Below are 20,522 nucleotides of genomic sequence, written 5' to 3' on the forward strand. Positions count from 1 at the left end.
ATCCCGAAGCAAGCCCAAGCAACATCGCTAATTGCTGGGAAAACAGGAGCAGTCGGTGTCCATTGATGTACCCGAGCGTGCCGACCTAGAACAGGTTCGCGGGCGCTGGCGCAACGCGGTTGCCGGTGTGCTGTCCAAGAGCAACCGTACCGACTCAGCACAACTCGGCGATCACCCCGAGCGGCTGCTGGATACCCAGACCGCTGACGGGTTCGCCATCCGGGCCCTCTACACCGCGTTCGACGAGCTCCCGGAGCCGCCGTTGCCGGGCCAGTGGCCCTTTGTGCGCGGCGGAGACCCGCTGCGCGACGTGCATTCCGGCTGGAAGGTCGCCGAGGCGTTTCCCGCCAACGGTGCGACGGCCGACACCAACGCGGCGGTGCTGGCCGCGCTCGGCGAGGGGGTCAGCGCGCTGCTGATCCGGGTGGGGGAGTCGGGTGTGGCGCCTGACCGGCTCACGGCGCTGCTGTCCGGGGTGTATCTGAACCTGGCGCCGGTCATCCTCGACGCCGGCGCCGACTACCGCCCGGCCTGCGACGTCATGCTGGCGCTGGTCGCCCAGCTCGATCCCGGCCAGCGCGACACCCTGTCGATCGACCTGGGCGCCGACCCGCTGACGGCGTCGCTGCGCGATCGTCCCGCCCCGCCGATCGAGGAGGTCGTCGCGGTCGCATCCCGGGCGGCCGGCGAACGTGGGCTTCGTGCGATCACCGTCGACGGACCGGCCTTCCACAACCTGGGCGCGACCGCGGCCACCGAACTCGCGGCCACCGTCGCGGCCGCGGTGGCCTACCTGCGGGTGCTCACCGAATCCGGGCTCGTGGTGAGTGACGCGCTGCGGCAGATCAGCTTCCGGCTCGCCGCCGACGACGACCAGTTCATGACGCTGGCCAAGATGCGGGCTCTACGTCAACTGTGGGCGCGGGTCGCCGAGGTCGTGGGCGACCCGGGTGGCGGCGCGGCCGTCGTGCACGCGGAGACGTCGCTACCGATGATGACCCAGCGTGATCCGTGGGTGAACATGCTGCGCTGCACGCTGGCGGCCTTCGGCGCCGGTGTCGGTGGCGCGGACACCGTGCTGGTGCACCCGTTCGACGTGGCGATTCCCGGCGGCTTTCCCGGCACGGCGGCCGGCTTTGCGCGCCGGATCGCTCGCAACACCCAACTGCTGCTTTTAGAAGAGTCGCATGTCGGCAGGGTGCTCGATCCCGCCGGCGGGTCGTGGTTCGTCGAAGAGCTCACCGACCGGCTGGCTCGGCGCGCCTGGCAGCGTTTCCAGGCCATCGAGGCCCGTGGCGGCTTCGTCGAGGCCCACGACTTCCTGGCCGGCCAGATCGCCGAGTGCGCCGCCCGCCGCGCCGACGACATCGCCCATCGGCGCCTGGCGATCACCGGCGTCAACGAATACCCGAACCTGGGCGAACCCGCGCTGCCGCCCGGTGATCCGACATCGCCGGTGCGCCGCTACGCTGCCGGATTCGAAGCATTGCGCGATCGATCCGATCACCACCTAGCCCGCACTGGCGCACGGCCGCGGGTGCTGTTGCTGCCGTTGGGTCCGCTGGCCGAGCACAACATCCGGACGACCTTCGCCACCAACCTGCTGGCGTCCGGCGGCATCGAGGCGATCGACCCGGGAACGGTTGATGCGGGCACCGTCGGGAATGCCGTTGCCGATGCCGGTTCGCCCAGCGTTGCCGTGATCTGCGGCACCGATGCGCGCTACCGGGACGAGGTTGCCGACATTGTGCAAGCGGCCCGAGCCGCCGGTGTTTCGAGGGTGTACCTCGCGGGTCCCGAGAAGGCGTTGGGAGATGCCGCACACCGGCCCGACGAGTTTTTGACCGCGAAAATCAATGTGGTGCAAGCCTTGTCGAATCTGCTGACGCGGTTGGGGGCCTAGATGACAACCAAGACACCCGTGATCGGCAGCTTCGCCGGCGTTCCGCTGCATAGCGAGCGTGCCGCGCAATCGCCCACAGAGGCCGCGGTGCACACGCATGTCGCCGCCGCCGCGGCGGCGCACGGGTACACGCCCGAACAGTTGGTGTGGCACACGCCGGAAGGCATTGACGTCACACCGGTATACATCGCCGCCGACCGGGCCGCCGCCGAAGCCGAGGGCTACCCGCTGCACAGCTTCCCGGGCGAGCCCCCCTTTGTGCGCGGCCCCTATCCGACGATGTATGTGAACCAGCCGTGGACCATCCGCCAGTACGCCGGGTTTTCCACCGCCGCGGATTCCAATGCGTTTTACCGACGCAACCTGGCCGCCGGCCAGAAGGGGCTGTCGGTGGCCTTCGATCTGGCCACCCACCGCGGCTACGACTCCGACCATCCCCGCGTGCAGGGCGATGTCGGAATGGCCGGTGTGGCAATCGATTCCATTCTCGACATGCGACAGCTGTTCGACGGCATCGACCTGTCGACCGTGAGCGTGTCGATGACGATGAACGGTGCGGTGCTGCCGATCCTGGCGCTGTATGTGGTTGCCGCCGAGGAGCAGGGCGTGGCGCCGGAGCAGCTGGCCGGCACCATCCAGAACGACATCCTCAAAGAGTTCATGGTCCGCAACACCTACATCTATCCGCCGAAGCCGTCGATGCGGATCATCTCCGACATCTTCGCCTACACCAGCGCCAAGATGCCCAAGTTCAACTCCATCTCCATTTCCGGCTATCACATCCAAGAAGCCGGTGCCACGGCGGATTTGGAGCTGGCCTACACCCTGGCCGACGGCGTCGACTACATCAGGGCGGGCCTGAACGCCGGCCTGGACATCGACAGCTTCGCGCCCCGGCTATCGTTCTTCTGGGGCATCGGGATGAATTTCTTTATGGAGGTCGCCAAACTGCGGGCCGGCCGGTTGCTGTGGAGTGAGCTGGTCGCACAGTTCGCGCCCAAGAGCGCCAAATCCCTTTCGCTGCGTACACATTCGCAAACATCGGGGTGGTCACTGACCGCCCAGGATGTGTTCAACAACGTGGCGCGCACATGCATCGAGGCGATGGCCGCCACCCAGGGGCACACCCAGTCGCTGCACACCAACGCCCTGGACGAGGCGCTGGCGCTGCCCACCGATTTTTCGGCCCGCATCGCGCGCAACACCCAGCTGGTGTTGCAGCAGGAGTCGGGCACCACGCGGCCGATCGACCCGTGGGGGGGCTCCTACTATGTGGAGTGGCTGACCCATCGGCTCGCGCGGCGAGCCCGGGCGCACATCGCCGAGGTCGCTGAACATGGCGGCATGGCGCAGGCCATCAGCGACGGCATCCCCAAGCTGCGCATCGAGGAGGCGGCCGCGCGCACCCAGGCCCGCATCGACTCCGGTCAGCAACCGGTGGTCGGGGTGAACAAATACCAGGTGCCCGAGGACCACGAGATCGAGGTGCTCAAGGTCGAAAACAGCCGGGTGCGCGCCGAGCAGCTGGCCAAACTGCAGCGGCTGCGGGCAGGCCGGGACGAGCCGGCGGTACGGGCCGCGCTGGCCGAGCTGACCCGCGCCGCCGCCGAGCAAGGACGCGCCGGAGCAGACGGGCTGGGCAATAATCTGCTGGCCCTGGCCATCGACGCCGCCCGGGCCCAGGCCACCGTGGGCGAGATCTCCGAAGCGCTGGAGAAGGTGTACGGACGGCACCGGGCCGAGATCCGTACCATTTCCGGGGTCTACCGCGACGAAGTTGGAAAGGCCCCCAACATCGCAGCCGCAACCGAGCTAGTGGAGAAGTTCGCCGAGGCCGACGGCCGCCGGCCCAGGATTCTGATCGCCAAGATGGGCCAGGACGGCCACGACCGCGGGCAGAAGGTGATCGCGACCGCGTTCGCCGACATCGGGTTCGACGTCGACGTGGGGTCGCTGTTTTCCACCCCCGAGGAGGTGGCGCGTCAGGCCGCCGACAACGACGTGCACGTGATCGGGGTGTCCTCGCTGGCCGCCGGCCATCTGACGCTGGTGCCGGCGCTGCGCGACGCGTTGGCGCAGGTGGGCAGGCCCGACATCATGATCGTGGTCGGTGGTGTCATCCCGCCGGGCGACTTCGACGAGCTGTACGCCGCCGGGGCCACCGCCATTTTCCCGCCGGGGACGGTGATTGCCGACGCGGCGATTGACCTGCTGCACAGGCTGGCCGAGCGGCTGGGGTACACGCTGGATTAGCGAGAGGCCCGCGGTGCCGTTTCTGGTTGCATTATCCGGTATCATCTCGGGCGTGCGTGATCATTCGATGACCGTGCGGCTCGACCAGCAAACTCGCCAGCGCCTGCAAGACATTGTGAAAGGCGGATACCGGAGCGCTAATGCGGCGATCGTCGACGCCATCAACAAGCGCTGGGAGGCGCTACACGATGAGCAACTCGACGCCGCCTACGCGGCCGCGATCCATGACAATCCGGCGTACCCGTACGAGTCTGAGGCCGAACGGAGCGCCGCGCGGGCCCGGCGCAACGCCAGGCAGCAGCGCTCGGCACAGTGAACGCGCCGTTGCGTGGTCAGGTCTATCGATGCGACCTCGGATACGGGGCCAAACCGTGGCTCATCGTCTCCAACAACGCCCGCAACCGTCACACCGCCGACGTGGTGGCTGTGCGCCTGACAACAACGCGGAGAACCATACCGACCTGGGTCGCCATGGGCCCCAGCGATCCATTGACCGGATACGTCAACGCGGACAACATCGAGACCCTCGGCAAAGACGAGCTCGGTGACTACCTCGGTGAGGTCACGCCGGCGACGATGAACAAAATCAACACGGCGCTCGCGACCGCGCTGGGGCTACCGTGGCCATGATGGCCGCATCCCACGACGACGACACCGTCGACGGGTTGGCGACGGCCGTGCGCGGCGGTGACCGTGCGGCGCTGCCACGGGCCATCACACTGGTCGAGTCGACCCGCCCCGACCATCGTGAGCAGGCGCAACAGCTGCTGCTGCGATTGCTGCCGGACTCCGGGAACGCCCATCGCGTCGGCATCACCGGGGTCCCGGGGGTGGGCAAGTCGACTGCCATCGAGGCGCTGGGCATGCATCTGATCGAGCGCGGGCATCGGGTGGCGGTGCTGGCGGTCGACCCGTCGTCGACCCGCACGGGTGGATCGATTCTTGGTGATAAAACCCGGATGGCGCGGCTGGCGGTGCACCCGAACGCCTACATCCGGCCGTCCCCGACGTCGGGAACGCTGGGTGGGGTGACGAGGGCCACCCGGGAAACGGTGGTGCTGTTGGAGGCGGCCGGTTTTGATGTGATCCTGATCGAAACCGTCGGGGTGGGCCAGTCCGAGGTCGCGGTGGCCAACATGGTCGACACGTTCGTGTTGCTGACCTTGGCCCGCACCGGTGATCAGTTGCAGGGCATCAAGAAGGGCGTGCTGGAGCTCGCCGACATCGTGGTGGTGAACAAGGCCGACGGGGAGCACCACAAAGAGGCCCGGCTGGCCGCCCGGGAGCTGTCGGCGGCGATCAGATTGATCTATCCTCGCGAAGCACTGTGGCGCCCACCGGTGCTCACCATGAGCGCGGTGGAGGGCAGGGGACTGGCCGAGCTGTGGGACACCGTCGAGCGTCATCGCCAGGTGCTCACCGGGGCCGGCGAATTCGACGCCCGTCGGCGCGATCAGCAGGTCGACTGGACCTGGCAGCTGGTTCGCGACGCCGTCCTGGATCGGGTGTGGTCCAATCCGACGGTGCGCAAGGTCCGCTCCGAGCTCGAGCGTCGGGTCCGCGCCGGCGAACTGACCCCGGCCCTGGCGGCTCAGCAAATACTGGAGATAGCTAACCTAACGGATAGGTAAATAAATCCGTGTTTGCCGATGGTCGCTGCGAAATCCACGTAAGTTCGACCGTGTGATGGTTGACACCGGAGTCGATCACCGCGCGGTTTCGTCCCACGACGGACCGGACGCGGGCCGGCGGGTGTTTGGTGCGGCGGACCCACGCTTTGCGTGCGTCGTTCGAGCCTTTGCCAGCATGTTTCCGGGGCGCCGGTTCGGTGGCGGAGCGCTGGCGGTGTATCTCGACGGGCAGCCGGTCGTCGACGTGTGGAAGGGGTGGGCTGATCGGGCCGGATGGGTGCCGTGGTCGGCGGATTCCGCGCCGATGGTGTTCTCGGCGACCAAGGGCATGACGGCCACGGTCATCCACCGGCTGGCCGACCGGGGGCTGATCGACTACGAAGCTCCCGTTGCCGAGTATTGGCCGGCGTTTGGCGCCAACGGCAAGGCAACCCTGACGGTTCGTGACGTGATGCGACACCAGGCCGGCCTGTCCGGATTGCGTGGCGCGACGCAGCAAGACTTGCTGGATCACGTCGTGATGGAAGAGCGGCTGGCGGCGGCGGTGCCCGGGCGGCTGCTGGGCAAATCCGCCTACCACGCGCTGACGTTCGGTTGGTTGATGTCGGGCCTGGCCAGGGCCGTCACCGGAAAGGACATGCGCCTGCTGTTCCGCGAGGAACTTGCCGAGCCGTTGGACACCGACGGCTTGCACCTGGGTCGGCCGCCGGCCGACGCGCCGACGCGGGTCGCCGAGATCATCATGCCGCAAGATATTGCCGCCAATGCGGTGCTGACCTGTGCGATGCGCCGGCTCGCCCATCGGTTCTCCGGCGGATTTCGCTCCATGTATTTTCCCGGCGCCATCGCGGCCGTGCAGGGCGAGGCGCCGTTGCTGGACGCCGAGATACCCGCGGCCAACGGGGTGGCGACGGCGCGAGCGCTGGCGCGGATGTACGGCGCAATCGCCAACGGCGGCGAGATCGACGGCATACGGTTCTTGTCGCGGGAGCTGGTCACGGGCCTGACCCGCAACCGACGGCAAGTTCTGCCGGATCGAAATCTATTGGTGCCCTTAAATTTTCATCTTGGCTATCACGGTATGCCGATCGGCAACGTGATGCCGGGGTTTGGTCATGTGGGCTTGGGCGGCTCGATCGGCTGGACAGACCCGGAGACCGGGGTGGCGTTCGCGCTGGTGCACAACCGGCTGCTGTCACCGTTGGTGATGACCGATCACGCAGGCTTTGTCGGCATCTACCACCTGATCCGGCAGGCCGCCGCCCAGGCGCGCAAGCGTGGTTACCAGCCGGTGACGCCATTCGGGGCGCCGTACTCGGAGCCGGGAGCCGCGGCGGGCTAATCTGCCCGCCTAATCGGCCTGCCGGCAGCGGCGCTCGGCGCCACGGTGTCGCGATGCTTCCCGGATGCCGACCTAGCTCGCGGTTTTGGTCGCGATGACGATGTCCTGGAAGCTTAGGCGTGGTTCCCGGCCACTCCATGAGCCGTAGTGCAATGGTTCGTGCACGGCGAGGCCGAACTTGCCATAGACATCCCTGACGAAGGTCTCCGGCAAGCCGATTGCTTCTTCGGGCCGCTTCTTGTGGATTGTCCGATAACCCGGTCCCTCATGCTGGAAGTTGTGCGCACTCTTTCCTTCCGCGATGTGGGCTAACGACTCGTCATTGAGCAAGAAGTACGTGCACAGGCATCGTCCGCCGGGCTTCAGCACGCGGGAGATCTCGTCCAGATAGTGCTCCACGTCCGGCGGAAACATGTGGGTGAACACCGAGGTAAGAAACACCACATCGAACGACGCATCCGGATATGGAAAGCGAAAGTCTAGTGACTGGTATTTCCCTTTCGGGTTGTACAGCGAGTTGTAGATGTCGGAGACCTCGAACTGGAAGTTGGGGTGCGCCGAGGTGATGTGCTCCTGGCACCACGCGATGGCTTTCTGCGAGATATCGAAGCCGGCGTAGCGTCCCTCGCTGTTCAGATAGCCGGTGAGCGGCAACGCCATCCGCCCCGAGCCGCAGCCGACGTCGAGCACCGCTTCGTCCGGCTGCAGCCCACACAGGTCGACCAGATACCCGACGAATTCAGCACCGACTTCCTTGTAGGCGCCGCCGACGAATTGTCGCAGGGATTTTGGAGGCAGCGCCTCGGCGGAGCCACCGTCGGCTGAACCGCGTTTCGAGCGCGTCAGGATGTTCTGGAAAAGTCGCTTAATGATGCACCTCAGTTATCGGCCGCGCTTGAAGGTTCAGGAATCCTCCAGGCGGAAGCCGACTTTCATAGTCACCTGGAAGTGCGCGACCGCTCCGTCGACCAGGTGGCCTCGAATTGACTGTACTTCGAACCAGTCCAGCGCGCGCATGGTCTGCGCAGCTCGGGCCAGACCGCCCTGGATTGCCGCGTCGACGCCGTCGGGCGAGGTCCCGACGATCTCGATCACTCGGTAGGTGTGATTGCTCATCGTGTCCCCTCACATTCTTTTACCCGCTCTTACCGGCCAGCGGCACACCAGAATAGTCCGGTGCCATCGGGGGAGCCCTCTACGGCCGGTCACTTTGAGCACTTGCCGCGCGGCAGCTTCGGCCGGATTCTCTCCGTCCTCAATGCCGCTGCCGACCATCATCCACGTGAGTTGCTCGTCGTCGGGATTGCGACCTTCGACCAGAAGCGCCCGGCGGTGGGGGTCGATGAGCACGACCCGGGTGGTGCGGCGACGCCGGCGGTGGTCATCAACTACGAGAGCCGGTCGTCGGCTGGCGGCACCATCGGCCATTCAACAACGTCACAGGTAGCGTGCTGTTTGTATCAGCAGCCGAAACGCCCAGCGCTCCGGCCGACCAAGGCGGCAGCGACGACCGCAGCGACAACCTGGATCGAACGAGTCCAAAACCGCCGCGGACGCCACTCGGCCCTCGTATGATCCCGAGGAGATACCCTACGGGGTGGATTGGGGATGGATCGGCGATGCGCCTCTCGATCGTAACGACTATGTACATGTCAGAGCCTTACGTGCTGGAGTTCTACAGGAGAGCGCGCGCGGCGGCGGACAAAATCACGCCTGACGTCGAGATCATCTTCGTGGATGACGGCTCGCCGGACGCAGCGCTCCAGCAGGCCGTCTCGCTGCTCGACAGCGACCCCTGTGTTCGGGTAATTCAGCTTTCGCGAAATTTCGGCCACCACAAAGCGATGATGACCGGCCTGGCGCACGCCACGGGGGATCTCGTCTTTCTGATCGACTCAGACTTGGAAGAGGACCCGGCTCTCCTAGAGCCGTTCTATGAAAAGCTGATCTCGACGGGCGCCGACGTAGTATTTGGTTGCCACGCGCGGCGGCCCGGCGGTTGGTTGAGGAATTTCGGACCGAAAATCCATTATCGGGCGTCCGCCCTGCTGTGTGACCCCCCGCTTCATGAAAATACTCTCACCGTGCGGCTGATGACAGCCGACTATGTACGCAGCTTGGTCCAGCACCAGGAGCGTGAACTTTCGATTGCCGGTCTGTGGCAGATTACTGGTTTTTACCAGGTGCCCATGTCCGTAAACAAGGCATGGAAAGGAACGACCACATACACGTTTAGGCGTAAAGTAGCGACACTGGTCGACAATGTCACTTCATTTAGCAACAAACCTCTAGTCTTCATTTTCTATCTTGGTGCGGCCATTTTTATTATTTCAAGCTCGGCCGCGGGCTATCTGATCATCGATCGAATTTTCTTTCGCGCTCTGCAAGCGGGGTGGGCATCCGTGATCGTATCCATCTGGATGCTGGGGGGTGTGACGATTTTCTGCATAGGGCTGGTCGGAATTTATGTATCCAAAGTCTTCATCGAAACTAAGCAGCGGCCATACACAATTATCCGAAGAATCTACGGTTCGGATTTAACAACCCGGGAGCCATCCTCTCTGAAGACCGCCTTCCCGGCCGCGCACCTGTCGAACGGGAAACGCGTCACATCAGAGCCAGAGGGATTGGCAACTGGCAACAGGTGAATAAGCGTAGCATGATTCCTGTAAAGGTTGAAAACAATACTTCGCTCGATCAGGTGCAAGACGCTCTTAATTGCGTCGGGTACGCGGTTGTAGAAGATGTGCTTGATGAGGCGTCACTGGCAGCGACCCGTGATCGCATGTATCGTGTACAGGAGCGGATTCTTACCGAGATTGGCAAAGAGCGGCTGGCAAGGGCCGGTGAGCTCGGTGTTCTTCGACTCATGATGAAGTATGACCCTCATTTCTTTACCTTTCTTGAAATACCCGAAGTCCTAAGCATCGTTGATCGTGTGCTATCTGAAACGGCCATCTTACATCTGCAGAATGGCTTTATCCTTCCGTCCTTCCCGCCCTTCTCCACGCCGGACGTTTTTCAGAATGCGTTCCACCAAGACTTTCCCAGGGTTCTGTCCGGTTACATTGCCTCCGTCAATATTATGTTCGCCATCGATCCCTTTACACGAGACACCGGCGCAACGCTCGTAGTGCCGGGGAGCCACCAGCGCATAGAGAAACCGGACCATACCTACCTCGCGCGCAATGCCGTTCCCGTTCAATGCGCGGCGGGCTCGTTGTTCGTTTTTGACTCTACGCTTTGGCATGCGGCTGGCCGAAACACCTCCGGCAAAGACCGCTTGGCCATAAATCATCAGTTTACGCGCTCGTTTTTCAAGCAGCAGATCGACTACGTCCGCGCGCTGGGCGACGCCGTGGTTCTGGAGCAGCCTGCGCGTACTCAGCAACTGCTCGGATGGTACAGTCGAGTGGTTACCAATCTGGACGAGTATTACCAGCCGCCGGACAAGCGATTGTATCGGAAGGGGCAAGGCTAGTTTTGCGAGAATTCCGTTGCGCCTATTTGAAAGCCCGACATGAAACGATCGCTTTTAAGCGCATATGTCTGTTCTGCAAAAATGTCTAATTTTTCCGATAAAGGTTGGTGGGAAAGCTCGATGCGTGCCGTGTTTTGTAGGTGGCCGGATGATCCACTTAGACAGGCCGTGGAAGCAGAATTTGCGCGTCCCGATGGCGTTGCGGTGGCGTAATGGCCTGGCGAAAGCTCGGGAGAATTTTTGCTCCGTCGGGCGAACTCGACTGGTCGCGAAGTCATGCTGCGCTACCGGTTCCTGAATGGATCGAGGGTGATATTTTCCGCATCTATTTCAGCGGCCGCGATGGTCAGAATCGTTCCAGTATCGGTAGCGTGATCGTCGATCTCGCCGTGGGCGGCAAGATTCTGGACATTCCGGCGGAGCCGATTTTGCGCCCCGGCGCTCGAGGAATGTTTGACGACTGTGGGGTGTCAATCGGATCGATTGTGCGTGCCGGCGATACGCGACTTTTGTACTACACGGGCTGGAATCTCGCTGTCACCGTGCCCTGGAAAAACACCATAGGCGTGGCGATTAGCGAAGCAGGTGCACCATTCGAGCGATGGTCTACTTTTCCCGTCGTTGCGCTGGACGAGCGTGATCCATTCTCGCTTTCTTATCCCTGGGTCATCCAAGATGGAGGGACATACCGTATGTGGTATGGCTCAAATCTAGGCTGGGGAGAGGGCACCGACGAGATACCTCACGTGATCAGGTATGCGCAATCAAGGGACGGTGTCCACTGGGAAAAGCAGGATCGCGTGCATATCGACACAAGCGGATCCGACAATAGCGCGGCCTGTAGGCCGTACGTCGTCCGCGATGCGGGAGTATACAGAATGTGGTTTTGCGCTCGCGGTGCGAAATATCGGATTTACTGCGCTACATCGGAGGATGGTTTGACTTGGCGGCAACTCGGCAAAGATGAGGGCATCGACGTTTCGCCAGATAGCTGGGACTCGGATATGATCGAGTATCCTTGCGTGTTCGATCACAGGGGACAGCGCTTTATGCTTTATTCGGGCGATGGCTACGGTCGCACCGGGTTCGGTTTGGCGGTGCTGGAGAACTGATCAGGGCTGACAATAGATGTTTAGCGGCTGATGATGCGCTTCCCGCTCGAATAGGCTGAGACCATTATTGCCGCGGTAGCGATGATTTCCCGGATTATCGTCGTCGCCGCGATCACTCACTGCTCGTCGAGGCCCTTTAAGGGCTTCATTGTATCCTTCGCACTGCTTATCTTCATGCGCGCAACGTCAGGATGCGCGTGAGCGCCTCGACAACGCGGCTCTGATCTACCTCCTGAAGTCCAACCCACATCGGCAGACGGATTAGGCGGGAAGCCACGTCGTTGGTGACGGTCAGGTTGCCATTGGTGCGGCCGTAGCGACGCCCGGCCGGCGAATCGTGAAGCGGCACGTAATGAAAGACCGCGCCTATACCTTCGCTCGTCAGACGCGCCAGCACCTCCTCCCGATCGGCGCTGGGCGCTAGTAACACGTAGTACATGTGGGCGTTGTGAGAGCAGCCCTGTGGGATGATCGGACGGCGCAGGAGCCCCCGCTGTTCCAATGATTCGAAGCTTTCATGATACCGGTTCCATAGGTCCAATCGGATACGCGTGATCCGCTCGGCTTCCTCGAACTGAGCCCATAGAAAGGCAGCGACTAATTCGCTGGGCAAATAGGAAGACCCTTTGTCCTGCCACGTATATTTGTCGACCTCGTTGCGAAGGAAGCGGCTGCGATTGGTGCCCTTTTCCCTGAGAATCTCTGCCCGGAGCAGGAAGTCTTATGAGTTGACAAGCAGGGCGCCGCCTTCGCCGGAAATCACATTCTTGGTCTCGTGAAATGAGAGCGCTCCCAGGTCGCCGATGCTGCCGAGCGCCCGCCCACGATACGACGCCATCGCGCCTTGGGCCGCGTCTTCGACCACCGCCAGGTTGTGGTGCGTGGCGATCTTCATGATCGCGTCCATCTCGCAGGCCACGCCGGCATAGTGAACGGGGACGATGGCCTTGGTTCGCGGGGTGATGGCGTCTACGATGCGAGTTTCATCAATGTTGAGCGTGTCGGGCCGAATATCGACAAAGACTGGCACACCACCGCGCAACACGAAGGCGTTGGCGGTAGAGACAAAGGTGTATGACGGCAGTATGACTTCGTCCCCCTCCTCTATGTCCAGAAGCAGCGCCATCATTTCCAGCGCGGCGGTGCATGAGGGGGTGAGTAGTGCCTTGCGACAACCGGTCTGCTGTTCGAGCCATGCATGGCTACGCCGGGTGAAGGGACCATCGCCGGCCAGGTGGCCGCAAGAATGCGCTTCGGCGATGTACGCGAGCTCCCGGCCGGTCATGTACGGCCGATTGAATGGAACTTTGTGATCTGACACTCGACGCCAACTTCTCAAATCATCGAACAGGGCGCTGAAGTGTTCGGTGATCGGGGTCGAACATCCACCAGAATTCTCCTTGTGGCCGGCGGATCCCTAGCCTTTTCAGGTATCCCAACATGCCTTCACTATTTCTTCATATCTTCCGCAACTCCGTGCTGGGCACCGGACGGCGCTCCGTCTTGGTTCCTATATAGACACCATCCGCGTCAGCGTCGCCAAGGAGTAGGGCGCCCGCTCCGACCACACACCGTGAACCGATGGTGATATGGTCGCGTAGCGTTGCATTGACGCCAATGAAAGATTGCTCCTCTATTACCACGCCACCGGATACGACGATATGAGACGCTAGAAAACAGTGATCGTGAATCGTCGAGTGATGGCCGATATGATTGCCGCTCCACAATGTGACGTTGTTGCCAATCGATACGAATGGCTGGATAGTGTTGTCTTCAAGCAGGAAGACATTTTCACCGATCCGCCCATCGTTCAAGACGGTAGCGTGGGAGCTCACATAGCTGGCGAGTTCGTAGCCGAGAGCCTTAGCGGCAAGATATTTTTCCTTCCGCACACCGTTCAGTTTGGCGTAGGCCAGCGCCACGAACATCGCGTGGGACTCCGGCGGAAAGCGTTGTGCGACCTCGTCGAAGGCCACTAAAGGCAGGCCGCAAAACTCGGACACGCTTGCATAGTCTCGGTCGACTGTGAACGCGACGACCTCATATTCCGAATCCCTTGTGAAGTAGTAATGTGCGAGCTGAGCGATGTCGCCGCTCCCAAAAATTACCAATGGTTTGGTCATGACGCCTTCCTAACCAGAATTGTGAATTCATACAAGCCGTAGTCGTGCAGAAGCGCAACACTCTTGGAGTACCTGCGCTTGCAGAGATCAAATAGGGCGCATGGGTCAGCATAGTACAGGTCGTCGCGCATCTTTGATGCATCGGAATAAGATGTCAGGCAATTAAAAGAGAAGCCACGGCGACTCGCGGCATTCAGCATGTCGAGCGTCGCTTCGATGTGAGCGCACCATTCCGTGTCCAACGATTTCAGACGAACATTGAATATTCCACTCGCGACGCTATAGTCCGCCTCCCGATCTATGCGCGCCGCGCAGATGAAGTCTGCGTTCGCCCGACCTTCGAAACGTAGTGCGGCCGCGCGCACCATTTCGGGGGAGACGTCGATGCCGGTGTAATCAGTTTTGAAGCCACGCGCATCTAGGTAGTCCAGTAGAGCCCCATAGCCACAGCCTAGATCGTTGATCGAAAATGGGTCCGCCGCATTGACAATGCGCACCAGCTGGTCAAAGCGCAACGCCTGCCCGGCTTCGCCGTTCCAATCGACGCCGCGCGGGTGCCGTGTGCTTCGAGTTTCGATGCGTAGTAACGGGCCACGTCAGCGAGCATGGTCGTTGCGTCTTCCGCCATGAAGCTGCCTCACGATTTGTGTGTGTGGGCGTCGGTGCGTGGGTCCGAGACTATACCTTCAACAGTTGCATGCCGAGGCTGCGGCGGGCAATGACCCAAAAACCCGCCGGCACGGTTCGCCGAGCAAGGAAGCGTGGAGACGATAGATAATTTCACTGGCGACAGTACCTCAAATAGTCCGGAGCCTCGGCTCCGACGTTAAAGAGCAGATCCAGAATCGACACGGCGGGCTCGAACCCTCCCCACAATTGCTTATAATCGCGGTAGCCGTCATAATCGAACCAAGTTACCCGGATGCTAAGTTCGTCGAACACGCGCTCATCGACATACGAACGGGCTGAGGGGCCAGAGACATATTCGGTCGCTGCGGCCTGTTGGCAGAGGTTGGCCAGTCTCTCGGTCTTGCCGTCGGCTAATTCGTAGTCCCACGAATTTGCCAGTCGCGTGCTGATACCGAGATAACTGCAAATCGCATTCAATAGACGCCTGTTGAGTAAGGAAAGATTCGTGTGCTGTTCTTCGAGGTAAATCGGCGCGAGCCAGTCAGCGATCTCCGCAAAATGAGCGGCCGCGCTGTAGTTGAATTCTAGTGCCCGCCAGTGCGCTTTCGCCCAATCGGTGCCGTCGATCAGCGTCTCACGTATCTTTTGATGGAAACGTCCCTTCACCTGGACGGGAACAGTTATCCACTGTAACCCCTGGCTCGTTTTGATCCGATTTCTGTTTCGCCAATCACGCTTGGTATATTGCATGTCATCATAGATGATGAATTCATCGACGAATGCAATCAGGTCAAAATATCCTCGCCAAGGTATGTAATTTGATTGAACAATCGCGACTTTCTTCAACGCGGTGTCTCCAATTTAGAATAACAAATACGTCGCGCCCGCGACAGCTCCGCTGGAGCGAGTTCAAGCGATTCTGCGACATATTCAATATGGTGCTCGGGAAGGCCAGGATGGGCCGCGACCCGGGGCGTCCGGTGCGCGATGAACGTCGCATCGTCTCCTGTGAGATAATTGCATCCGATCATATAGGGCTGGCTGCGGCTAGGTTGCTGGCAAAAAGATATCGCGGCCGATCCGTTTCTGGTTTTGTCTTGATGATCAAATCCGCTTCCGTTCACGAGATCGATTCCTGGTCTTCCCCCAGCGTCGCGATGTCGATAGGTGTCGCGCTTTGTTCGTACCCGCACTACGCGGCGGCGAGAACCTCGCCACCGAATCGGGATTGGGGGGAGGATACCACTCGGTCGAGGCCCGTCACCGGCCTTCTAGCGGGTTGACCATCAGTGTTTGCAGGGCCCTATCCCGGTATGGCGCACCACGGGATCGGCAGCGTTCCGGTTGCTGGCGTGGTACCTCGTTGTGGCGCCGTGGTCCATGTCGATTGAGTGCGTGGATCAGTGTAAACCGTTGCGCGCCATGTTCTGTAGGCACTGGTTCGGGTTGTGGTTAGGCTGCACGGTTGGCAGGTTACCAACCACTGAGCCCCTGGGCGGATGTGAGCTCGGACTCCGCCTATGGGGTGTAATTTTGGCAGATTGGGCCGGGTCCCCGTGGTGAGGACTCCTCAACCGGATTGGGTAAGCATGAGGTGGTGCTGGCAGCGGTGTCCTGGTCGCTCTCCCGAGTAGGCCCGTTGTGACTGTCATGTGGGCGAGCGGGTTTGCGCGCGTAGGAGACGATGATTACTACGCACGTGACCAACCACAAGAACGGTGCCCATGTCACCGTGGTGAAAACGAGTGGCGTGGTACCGACTACCCCTTTGGCTCCCAGCTGTCCATAGAGCGGCACGTAGAACGGCTGGCCCGGGACCGCGACGTTGACGATGCTCAGCGCCACGGCCAAACTCACGCAGACGCCGACCGCGCGGCGGCGGTCTCCATGGGCTGCGAGTTGGTCGAATATCCCAGCACCAGGAGGCCCGTTGGGGTCTCGGGCTACCAGTGCAGCGATTGGCAAGACGAAAACGAGATAGTAGAAGGCGACGTCCGCGGGGGAGAAGGTGGCGGTGGCGAGCAACACAATCCCCACCATGACAGGCGGGATACGGCGTCCGAGCGCCAGCACGGCGACCACGACTATGACTAGGACAGCAAACCCGATCTGCGTTCGCGGACCAGTGAGGAAACCCTCTGGGATCTTGCCCGATTGATAGTTCTTGATGCTATCGGGGATCAGCAGGAGTGCCTTGCCAAAGGACACGTTCCGCGGGTCTCGAAGCCCTCCGAACGAACTATTGAACTTGATGATGCCGTGGATCGACTGTGCGATCGTCCCCGGGAAGCCTCGTGGCCACAACAGAAAGGCTGCGATATTGGACACCACCACGCCGGTGATCCCGATACCAGCCCACCGCCATTGTCGAGCCGCCAACAACACCACGCCGAGAACGACGAACTGCGGCTTTACCAGGACGGCCAAGATCACCGTGATGGTGGCGAGGCCCCACCGCTGTCGGGACAACGCCACGAAGTAAGCCAGCGCGATCGGTACCACGAACCCTGTCGAGTTGCCTCGATCGATGACCCCCCACGCCGGGATGGCCGCGGCGCCCAGTGTCACGAAGATGACCACTCGCTCCAGACCACGTGCCCCCCGGGCCGCCCAGATGGCGGGAGATATGACCGCCATCGTTAGGGCGACCAGGTAACAGATCAGCCCCAAGCGCGGCGCACCCAGCCAATGGCTGGGTAGTCCGAAAATCGCATACGGTATGCGGGCGGGGGCCCATGCAGCAACCGCGGTCGGCTGGTAATCGGCGGGTAGCGAGATCAGGTAGTCCGCGGGATTGGGTTGAATCCCGGCGGCGGCGACCATGGCGTAGTCGCTGAAGCAGTGCCGACCGATATTCATGCCCCAATCAAGCCAACAGTCCCCAGGGACTACCAAAAGAGTGGAAAAGACGTCGACCGCGTACCACTGACTGAGGGCGTACGCCGTCGCCGCCGAAATCACCGACGCCAGCAGGATGGTGCCGAGCATGAGGGTGCGCTCGGATTGGGAGCCGATCGCCCAGAGCCGCTCCCGGCTCGCGGTCACGGCACCGCGCAACACCTCCGGGGGTCGCTTCATCTGGATTCTCCTCGGTTCTGCGCGAAACGGTAGCAGAGCGCCATGGTTGCCAACGCGGTCGCCGGGCAGTCTAGACCGGATCTTCCTCGTGGCAACCGACAACAGGACGTCGTTGCCGAAAGGGCGCTGGGCACCGACATCTAGGATGAACCCACAGCCACGCCCCGACGTTATGCCATGGCGAAGAGCGACCGGCAGGAGCGGGAACCCAGTGAAGCGAGCGCTCATCACCGGAATCACAGGACCGGACGGCTCGTATCTCGCTAAGCTCCCGCTGAAGGGATATGTGGCCGCTGGTAGCCCGGCCGAGGTCTATTTCTGCTGGGCGACACGGAATTATCGCGAATTGTATGGGTTGCTCGCGGTCAACAGCATCTGGTTCAATCACGAATCACCGCGTCACGGCGAGACATTCATGACTCGTAATCCTGCACCATATCGCGGTCGGCAACGAGGCGCTGATCGATGCGCAGACGCTGATGCGCCGGCCCACCCGGATAGGTATCAGTATTGGGGCGTTCCGGCCAGCGTACGAGGCGTGATCGACCGCGCAATGGGTGTTTGCGTTGAGTAATAATCTGAACCGTGTGAACGCATGCATGGATGGATTCCTTGCCCGTATCCGCTCACATGTTGATGCGCACGCGCCAGAATTGCGTTCACTGTTCGATACGATGGCGGCCGAGGCCCGATTTGCACGCGACTGGCTGTCCGAGGACCTCGCGCGGTTGCCTGTCGGTGCAGCATTGCTGGAAGTGGGCGGGGGGGTACTTCTGCTCAGCTGTCAACTGGCGGCGGAGGGATTTGACATCACCGCCATCGAGCCGACGGGTGAAGGTTTTGGCAAGTTCAGACAGCTTGGCGACATCGTGCTGGAATTGGCTGCAGCACGACCCACCATCGCGCCATGCAAGGCGGAAGACTTTATTTCCGAGAAGCGGTTCGACTTCGCCTTCTCGCTGAATGTGATGGAGCACATCGACCTTCCGGATGAGGCAGTCAGGCGGGTATCGGAAGTGCTGAAACCGGGGGCCAGTTACCACTTCCTGTGCCCGAATTACGTATTCCCGTACGAACCGCATTTCAATATCCCAACATTCTTCACCAAAGAGCTGACATGCCGGGTGATGCGACATCGCATCGAGGGCAATACGGGCATGGATGACCCGAAGGGAGTCTGGCGTTCGCTCAACTGGATTACGGTTCCCAAGGTGAAACGCTTTGCGGCGAAGGATGCGACGCTGACCTTGCGCTTCCACCGTGCAATGTTGGTATGGATGCTGGAACGCGCGCTGACGGATAAGGAATTCGCTGGTCGCCGGGCACAATGGATGGTCGCTGCTATTCGCTCGGCGGTGAAATTGCGTGTGCATCATCTGGCAGGCTATGTTCCCGCTACGCTGCAGCCCATCATGGATGTGCGGCTAACGAAGAGGTAATGACATGGCGCAAGCGACATCGGGCATTCGCGCGGCACTTTCGCAACCTGCTGTGTATGAGGCGTATCAGCGGATTGCGGGCGCTAAAAGCGGGCTTGCGTGGATCACAACCGACCCCATCCAGTCGTTGCCAGGCATGCGTACTCTCGACCTCGGTTGCTGGCCAGCGGTGATACACAGCTCCCCGCCAGTGGACGTGACATGTACGAGAGACGGCATGAGCGCGGAATGTGCGACCGTGCCGTCGAGATGACCGACGTCGGCGCTACGGCAGCCCCCACCGGACCTATCGCGCGGGGCAGCGTCGCTCGGGTCGGCGCGGCGACCGCGTTGGCCGTTGCCTGCGTCTACACGGTCATCTATCTGGCGGCCCGCGACCTACCCCCGGCTTGTTTTTCGATATTCGCGGTGTTTTGGGGGGCGCTCGGCATTGCCACCGGCGCCACCCACGGCCTCCTGCAAGAAACGACCCGCGAGGTCCGCTGGGTGCGCTCCACCCAAATAGTTGCGGGCCATCGTACCCATCCGCTGCGGGTGGCCGGGATGATTGGCACCGTCGCGGCCGTCGTAATTGCGGGTAGCTCACCGCTGTGGAGCCGACAGCTATTCGTCGAGGGGCGCTGGCTGTCCGTGGGGCTACTCAGCGTTGGGGTGGCCGGGTTCTGCGCGCAGGCGACCCTGCTGGGCGCGCTGGCCGGCGTCGACCGGTGGACACAGTACGGGTCACTGATGGTGACCGACGCGGTCATCCGGTTGGCGGTCGCCGCGGCAGCGGTTGTGATCGGATGGGGTCTGGCCGGGTACTTGTGGGCCGCCACCGCGGGAGCGGTGGCGTGGCTGCTCATGCTGATGGCCTCGCCCACCGCGCGCAGCGCGGCCAGCCTGCTGACGCCCGGGGGAATCGCCACGTTCGTGCGCGGTGCCGCTCATTCGATAACCGCCGCGGGTGCCAGCGCGATTCTGGTAATGGGTTTCCCAGTGTTGCTCAAAGTGACCTCCGACCAGTTAGGGGCAAAGGGCGGAGCGGTCATCCTGGCTGTGACCTTGACGCGTGCGCCGCTTCTGGTCCCACTGAGCGCGATGCAAGGCAACCTGATCGCGCATTTCGTCGACCGGCGCACCCAACGGCTTCGGGCGCTGATCGCACCGGCGCTGGTCGTCGGCGGCATCGGTGCGGTCGGGATGTTGGCCGCAGGGCTTACCGGTCCCTGGTTGCTGCGTGTTGGATTCGGCCCCGACTACCAAACTGGCGGGGCGTTGCTGGCCTGGTTGACGGCAGCGGCGGTAGCTATCGCCATGCTGACGCTGACCGGCGCCGCCGCGGTCGCGGCCGCACTGCACCGGGCGTATTTGCTGGGCTGGGTCAGCGCGACGGTGGCGTCGACGCTGTTGCTGCTGCTGCCGATGCCGCTGGAGACGCGCACCGTGATCGCGCTGTTGTTCGGTCCAACGGTGGGAATCGCCATCCATGTGGCCGCGTTGGCGCGGCGACCCGACTGATTTGTGCCCCAGGTCGACAAATCACGCCGT

General features: G+C 62.0%; 20 protein-coding genes and 1 pseudogene. 14 read left to right on the plus strand and 7 right to left on the minus strand.

Going from position 1 to position 20,522, the window contains the following annotated elements:
- The first annotated feature begins 55 nt into the window (after positions 1 to 55).
- From mutA to lipL, 6 genes are read left to right on the plus strand one after another with little or no spacing between them, the layout of a single operon-like run.
- Positions 56 to 1,903, plus strand: coding sequence for a methylmalonyl-CoA mutase small subunit (mutA, locus tag Rv1492; RefSeq protein NP_216008.1), 1,848 nt, complete (start codon positions 56 to 58; stop codon positions 1,901 to 1,903).
- Positions 1,904 to 4,156 (plus strand): methylmalonyl-CoA mutase large subunit, encoded by a 2,253-nt coding sequence (mutB, locus tag Rv1493; RefSeq protein NP_216009.1) that lies wholly within the window; start codon positions 1,904 to 1,906, stop codon positions 4,154 to 4,156. It abuts the gene before it with no gap.
- A gap of 13 nt (positions 4,157 to 4,169) precedes the next feature.
- The gene (mazE4, locus tag Rv1494) at positions 4,170 to 4,472 is read left to right on the plus strand and encodes an antitoxin MazE4 (protein NP_216010.1); all 303 of its coding nucleotides are present in this window, start codon (positions 4,170 to 4,172) and stop codon (positions 4,470 to 4,472) included.
- Complete coding sequence (gene mazF4 / locus Rv1495; protein ID NP_216011.1) at positions 4,469 to 4,786, plus strand: mRNA interferase MazF4; 318 nt, start codon at positions 4,469 to 4,471, stop codon at positions 4,784 to 4,786. The genes mazE4 and mazF4 overlap by 4 nt, the downstream gene beginning before the upstream one ends.
- Positions 4,783 to 5,787, plus strand: a complete 1,005-nt coding sequence (locus Rv1496; RefSeq protein NP_216012.1) for a transport system kinase — start codon at positions 4,783 to 4,785, stop codon at positions 5,785 to 5,787. Before mazF4 ends, Rv1496 begins: the two co-directional genes overlap by 4 nt.
- Positions 5,788 to 5,839: 52 nt before the next feature.
- Positions 5,840 to 7,129 carry an esterase LipL gene (gene lipL / locus Rv1497; protein ID NP_216013.1) on the plus strand — a complete coding sequence of 430 codons (1,290 nt, stop codon included), beginning with the start codon at positions 5,840 to 5,842 and terminating at the stop codon, positions 7,127 to 7,129.
- A gap of 72 nt (positions 7,130 to 7,201) precedes the next feature.
- On the opposite strand, the gene Rv1498c is transcribed toward lipL, so the two are convergent.
- Both Rv1498c and Rv1498A read right to left on the minus strand, forming a co-directional pair.
- Complete coding sequence (locus tag Rv1498c) at positions 7,202 to 7,819, minus strand: methyltransferase (protein NP_216014.1); 618 nt, start codon at positions 7,817 to 7,819, stop codon at positions 7,202 to 7,204.
- 213 nt (positions 7,820 to 8,032) lie between these two features.
- Positions 8,033 to 8,245 (minus strand): hypothetical protein, encoded by a 213-nt coding sequence (locus Rv1498A; protein ID YP_177647.1) that lies wholly within the window; start codon positions 8,243 to 8,245, stop codon positions 8,033 to 8,035.
- Between the two features lie 60 nt (positions 8,246 to 8,305).
- On the opposite strand from Rv1498A, the gene Rv1499 reads away from it, so the two are divergent.
- The 4 genes from Rv1499 to Rv1502 all read left to right on the plus strand — a co-directional run bounded on the left by Rv1499 (position 8,306) and on the right by Rv1502 (position 11,722).
- On the plus strand, positions 8,306 to 8,704 hold the full coding sequence (locus Rv1499) for a hypothetical protein (RefSeq protein NP_216015.2): 399 nt from the start codon (positions 8,306 to 8,308) through the stop codon (positions 8,702 to 8,704).
- A 44-nt stretch (positions 8,705 to 8,748) separates the two neighbouring features.
- The gene (locus Rv1500; protein ID NP_216016.1) at positions 8,749 to 9,777 is read left to right on the plus strand and encodes a glycosyltransferase; all 1,029 of its coding nucleotides are present in this window, start codon (positions 8,749 to 8,751) and stop codon (positions 9,775 to 9,777) included.
- An 11-nt stretch (positions 9,778 to 9,788) separates the two neighbouring features.
- Entirely contained in the window at positions 9,789 to 10,610 is an 822-nt protein-coding gene (locus Rv1501; protein ID NP_216017.1) for a hypothetical protein, read from the plus strand.
- Between the two features lie 212 nt (positions 10,611 to 10,822).
- On the plus strand, positions 10,823 to 11,722 hold the full coding sequence (locus tag Rv1502; RefSeq protein NP_216018.1) for a hypothetical protein: 900 nt from the start codon (positions 10,823 to 10,825) through the stop codon (positions 11,720 to 11,722).
- Between the two features lie 172 nt (positions 11,723 to 11,894).
- Here Rv1502 and Rv1503c read toward each other — a convergent pair.
- The 4 genes and pseudogenes from Rv1503c to Rv1507c form a co-directional block, all read right to left on the minus strand.
- Positions 11,895 to 13,043, minus strand: a pseudogene (locus Rv1503c).
- A 136-nt stretch (positions 13,044 to 13,179) separates the two neighbouring features.
- Positions 13,180 to 13,845 carry a hypothetical protein gene (locus Rv1505c; protein ID NP_216021.1) on the minus strand — a complete coding sequence of 222 codons (666 nt, stop codon included), beginning with the start codon at positions 13,843 to 13,845 and terminating at the stop codon, positions 13,180 to 13,182.
- Positions 13,842 to 14,342 carry a hypothetical protein gene (locus Rv1506c; protein NP_216022.1) on the minus strand — a complete coding sequence of 167 codons (501 nt, stop codon included), beginning with the start codon at positions 14,340 to 14,342 and terminating at the stop codon, positions 13,842 to 13,844. The genes Rv1505c and Rv1506c overlap by 4 nt, the downstream gene beginning before the upstream one ends.
- A gap of 283 nt (positions 14,343 to 14,625) precedes the next feature.
- Positions 14,626 to 15,321: a hypothetical protein gene (locus tag Rv1507c; protein NP_216023.1), complete on the minus strand. Its 696-nt coding sequence runs from the start codon at positions 15,319 to 15,321 to the stop codon at positions 14,626 to 14,628.
- On the opposite strand from Rv1507c, the gene Rv1507A reads away from it, so the two are divergent.
- Positions 15,255 to 15,758 carry a hypothetical protein gene (locus Rv1507A; RefSeq protein YP_177648.1) on the plus strand — a complete coding sequence of 168 codons (504 nt, stop codon included), beginning with the start codon at positions 15,255 to 15,257 and terminating at the stop codon, positions 15,756 to 15,758. The genes Rv1507c and Rv1507A overlap by 67 nt on opposite strands.
- A 235-nt stretch (positions 15,759 to 15,993) precedes the next feature.
- On the opposite strand, the gene Rv1508c is transcribed toward Rv1507A, so the two are convergent.
- A complete protein-coding gene (locus tag Rv1508c; RefSeq protein ID NP_216024.1) occupies positions 15,994 to 17,793 on the minus strand; it encodes a membrane protein in 1,800 nt (599 codons plus the stop codon).
- On the opposite strand from Rv1508c, the gene Rv1508A reads away from it, so the two are divergent.
- The 3 genes from Rv1508A (at position 17,765) to Rv1510 (ending at position 20,492) form a co-directional block, all read left to right on the plus strand.
- A complete protein-coding gene (locus Rv1508A; protein ID YP_177649.1) occupies positions 17,765 to 18,127 on the plus strand; it encodes a hypothetical protein in 363 nt (120 codons plus the stop codon). The genes Rv1508c and Rv1508A overlap by 29 nt on opposite strands.
- Positions 18,111 to 18,992: a hypothetical protein gene (locus Rv1509; RefSeq protein NP_216025.1), complete on the plus strand. Its 882-nt coding sequence runs from the start codon at positions 18,111 to 18,113 to the stop codon at positions 18,990 to 18,992. The genes Rv1508A and Rv1509 overlap by 17 nt, the downstream gene beginning before the upstream one ends.
- 201 nt (positions 18,993 to 19,193) lie before the next feature.
- Positions 19,194 to 20,492 (plus strand): hypothetical protein, encoded by a 1,299-nt coding sequence (locus tag Rv1510; RefSeq protein ID NP_216026.1) that lies wholly within the window; start codon positions 19,194 to 19,196, stop codon positions 20,490 to 20,492.
- Positions 20,493 to 20,522: the final 30 nt, after the last annotated feature.

It is taken from the genome of Mycobacterium tuberculosis H37Rv, assembly GCF_000195955.2.
GTDB classification, from domain to species: Bacteria; Actinomycetota; Actinomycetes; order Mycobacteriales; family Mycobacteriaceae; genus Mycobacterium; species Mycobacterium tuberculosis.

Bases quoted from the DNA above. Each gene is read 5' to 3' on its own strand.
- mutB (NP_216009.1), top strand. From the start codon at position 1,904: ATGACAACCAAGACACCCGTGATCGGCAGCTTCGCCGGCGTTCCGCTG.
- Rv1496 (NP_216012.1), top strand. From the start codon at position 4,783: ATGATGGCCGCATCCCACGACGACGACACCGTCGACGGGTTGGCGACG.
- Rv1498A (YP_177647.1), bottom strand. From the start codon at position 8,245: ATGAGCAATCACACCTACCGAGTGATCGAGATCGTCGGGACCTCGCCC.
- Rv1500 (NP_216016.1), top strand. From the start codon at position 8,749: ATGCGCCTCTCGATCGTAACGACTATGTACATGTCAGAGCCTTACGTG.
- Rv1501 (NP_216017.1), top strand. From the start codon at position 9,789: ATGATTCCTGTAAAGGTTGAAAACAATACTTCGCTCGATCAGGTGCAA.
- Rv1502 (NP_216018.1), top strand. From the start codon at position 10,823: ATGGCCTGGCGAAAGCTCGGGAGAATTTTTGCTCCGTCGGGCGAACTC.
- Rv1505c (NP_216021.1), bottom strand. From the start codon at position 13,845: ATGACCAAACCATTGGTAATTTTTGGGAGCGGCGACATCGCTCAGCTC.
- Rv1507A (YP_177648.1), top strand. From the start codon at position 15,255: ATGCAATCAGGTCAAAATATCCTCGCCAAGGTATGTAATTTGATTGAA.
- Rv1510 (NP_216026.1), top strand. From the start codon at position 19,194: ATGTACGAGAGACGGCATGAGCGCGGAATGTGCGACCGTGCCGTCGAG.